Origin of the sequence: uncultured Thiodictyon sp., assembly GCA_903837595.1 — a bacterium.
Taxonomy (GTDB): Bacteria; Pseudomonadota; Gammaproteobacteria; order Chromatiales; family Chromatiaceae; genus Thiodictyon.
The window spans coordinates 1-2,490 of record CAILVI010000117.1; the positions used below are offsets into that span (position 1 = coordinate 1).

Consider the following 2,490-nt stretch of genomic DNA (forward strand, 5'->3'; position numbering starts at 1 on the left):
CGGTCGATTGACCGGGCGATGCCCCCCCCCCGGGAAGAGAACAAGGTATTCCTCAGTGTTTCGCTCCCAGATCGGTCGATTGACCGGGCGATGCCCCCCCCCCCCGCCGTGGTAATCGGTTGATTTCTCGGTGGAACAAGCGAAGCTTGCGCGAACCTTCGGGCGGACGCAAGCATTGTGGCGGGGCGAGGGCGGCGAGGCTTTCCCAAGTTGTTAAAGATCATAGGGATAGATGCGGCGCGAACCGACCGGGGTTCTCGGTGTTGCTTGGGGTTCGCGCGTTAGACGATGAGCGGTGCTTCGAAATCCAGGGATCGGAAAGTGCCATACTGCTTGACCCGGAGGTCGTGGGGTTCGGTGAGCCGATAGAAGCGAAGGTTGTCTTCCGTCAGATCGATCTCGGCAAGCAGGTTGCGCTCCAGTTCCTCGTATTGCATCTGGTTAACCTGGCACTCGAAAACGGATTTCTGAACCCGTTGGCCAAATCGCAGGCAGACCTTGGCGACCCGCCGCAATCGGCGGCGGCCTTCGCGCGTCTCTGTCGATACGTCGTAGGTCGCAATGACGAGCATAATACCGGTCCCTCAGCTACTTGGCGAGATAGGGCAGATAGCCGTCCAGGTCCCCGCGCAGCGTGCGGGCGAGCAGGCGGGCTTGGATGAAGGGCAGCAGGACGAGCGGGACCTTACTGTCCAACAGGGGGTGGGTGAGTTCTTCCTGCTTGCGCTCCTGCCAAGCCGTGACAACGAGTCGGCGGCCCGCGTCGTTGAGCATGACGGCGCCACCCTCGCGTTCGTCGAAGTCTTTGGCGTTGAGTTGGCCGCGGTTGATGAGGGTCAGGGCGAAACGGTCGACAAGCACAGAACGGAATTCCTCTTGCAGATCGAGGGCAAGGGCAGCACGGCCGGGGCGCACGGCGTGCAGGAAGCCGAGTTGAGGATCGAGCCCGACTGCCTCGGCGGCCGAACGGCAGTCGTTCATCAGCATGGAGTAGAGAAATGAGATCAGGGCGTTGAAGCGGTCGCGTGGCGGTCGCTTGGTGCGTCCGTCCAGGGCGAAGCTGGCGCGTGCCTGGGGTTTGACGATCAGGTTCAGGGCGGCGAAGTAGCCGCGGGCGGCCTCGCCCTCGAATCCGCGTAGCGTGTCCAGGTCCGCGGCGCCTGGGACGGCGCGCAGGGATGCGGCCAGGGCGTCAGCGGCGCGGGTCAGAGTGTCCGCCTCCCCGGGGTCGGCCGCCTCGCGGGCGCCGCGCAGCAAGACAGAGCGGCTGTTGCGCAACTTGCCGGCGACCACTGCGCGGGCGGTGCTGAGGGTAAAGACGGGGTCGTCGGCCGCCCGGTGCTGGGCCTGCCGTAATAGGATGTTGCCGGAGACGGGTCCTTCAAGCCGGGCTTTGAAGCGGCCCGAGTTGTCCAGCAGGACCATCGATTTCCCTTCTTCCGCCAGTCGGTGCATGAGGGCCGGTGAGATCATGACATTGCCGAAGCACACCAGGGCGCCGATATGGTGCAGCGGGACACGCAGCCGGGTCTGCCGCTCGACCTCGATGCGCACGGATTCATTGTCCAGGTGCGCATAGGCTTGCGGGGTCATGATGTAGAGCGTATTTTGGATGGTATGCATCAGATCACTCCATCGTCCGCGTTGAAAGGTCCTGCCCCCAAGGTCGCCCGGCGGACTTCGCCGCTGCCTGCATGACAAAGGTCTGGTCCTTCATACAGTCGCGAACAAAGGCAAAAACCGCTACTAAATCGTGCCGTTTGACATGCGGATAGCTTTCCAGAATCTGCGCCACGCTCCATCCGGATGCCAGCAAATCAAGCAGGAATTCCACAGCAATGCGAGTGTCCTTGATCCGGGGCTTACCGAATAGGGTATCAGGATCGGAGACGATGCGGTCTTGCCAATCGGTCATGGTACGTGCTCCTTCAGCAGATTCAGTCGTGCATCGATAGTCCGAAGCCTCGTCAATCGCCCAGTCTTCCGGTCGGTGGCGACGCCACCTGGTCGTCGGTCATACCCTATGTGGGCAGCGTGTACATTAGGTCCGGGTGATGTCCGGCCTTGATACCGCCCCATATCAACCGGCTGCATCCGGATCGAAGAGCGAGTCCAGAGCCGTCCGGTGTCGCCGCGCGGCGGCAGCGATGGTCGGCTCGCAGATGGCGTCTAAGGAGCATTGTTCACAGCGTCGGTCATTGACCGGCGGCGGCAACTGCCCGGATGCAAGCATTGCGCGAATGGCACCCGCGGTCTCGGCTACCGAACGGCGTAACTCAGCGGTGATGACCACCTCGCGGCGACGTCTGCTGGTGGCGTGGAAGATAGCGCCCTTGGGGACCTCGCGGCCGAACATTTCTTCCAGGCACAAGGCCTGTGCGGCGAGTTGCAGGTCGTCGTTGATGTGCTTCTTCTTCGGTCCGTGCTTGTACTCGACCGGGTAGATGGTGCCATCCGGCCAGAACTCCACCACGTCGCACTTGCCGATCA

General features: G+C 62.6%; 4 protein-coding genes. All 4 read right to left on the bottom strand.

The genetic code is table 11. The features are described from left to right. Positions 1 to 281 precede the first annotated feature (281 nt). Positions 282 to 572 (bottom strand): CRISPR-associated endonuclease Cas2, encoded by a 291-nt coding sequence (gene cas2, locus QZY44_RS06505; protein ID WP_295443891.1) that lies wholly within the window; start codon positions 570 to 572, stop codon positions 282 to 284. A gap of 16 nt (positions 573 to 588) precedes the next feature. After that, on the bottom strand, positions 589 to 1,623 hold the full coding sequence (gene cas1c / locus QZY44_RS06510; protein ID WP_295443895.1) for a type I-C CRISPR-associated endonuclease Cas1c: 1,035 nt from the start codon (positions 1,621 to 1,623) through the stop codon (positions 589 to 591). Between the two features lie 4 nt (positions 1,624 to 1,627). Next, on the bottom strand, positions 1,628 to 1,915 hold the full coding sequence (locus QZY44_RS06515; protein WP_295443898.1) for a DUF433 domain-containing protein: 288 nt from the start codon (positions 1,913 to 1,915) through the stop codon (positions 1,628 to 1,630). A gap of 165 nt (positions 1,916 to 2,080) precedes the next feature. Further along, a partial coding sequence (cas4, locus tag QZY44_RS06520; protein ID WP_295443901.1) for a CRISPR-associated protein Cas4 occupies positions 2,081 to 2,490 on the bottom strand: 410 nt, incomplete at its 5' end.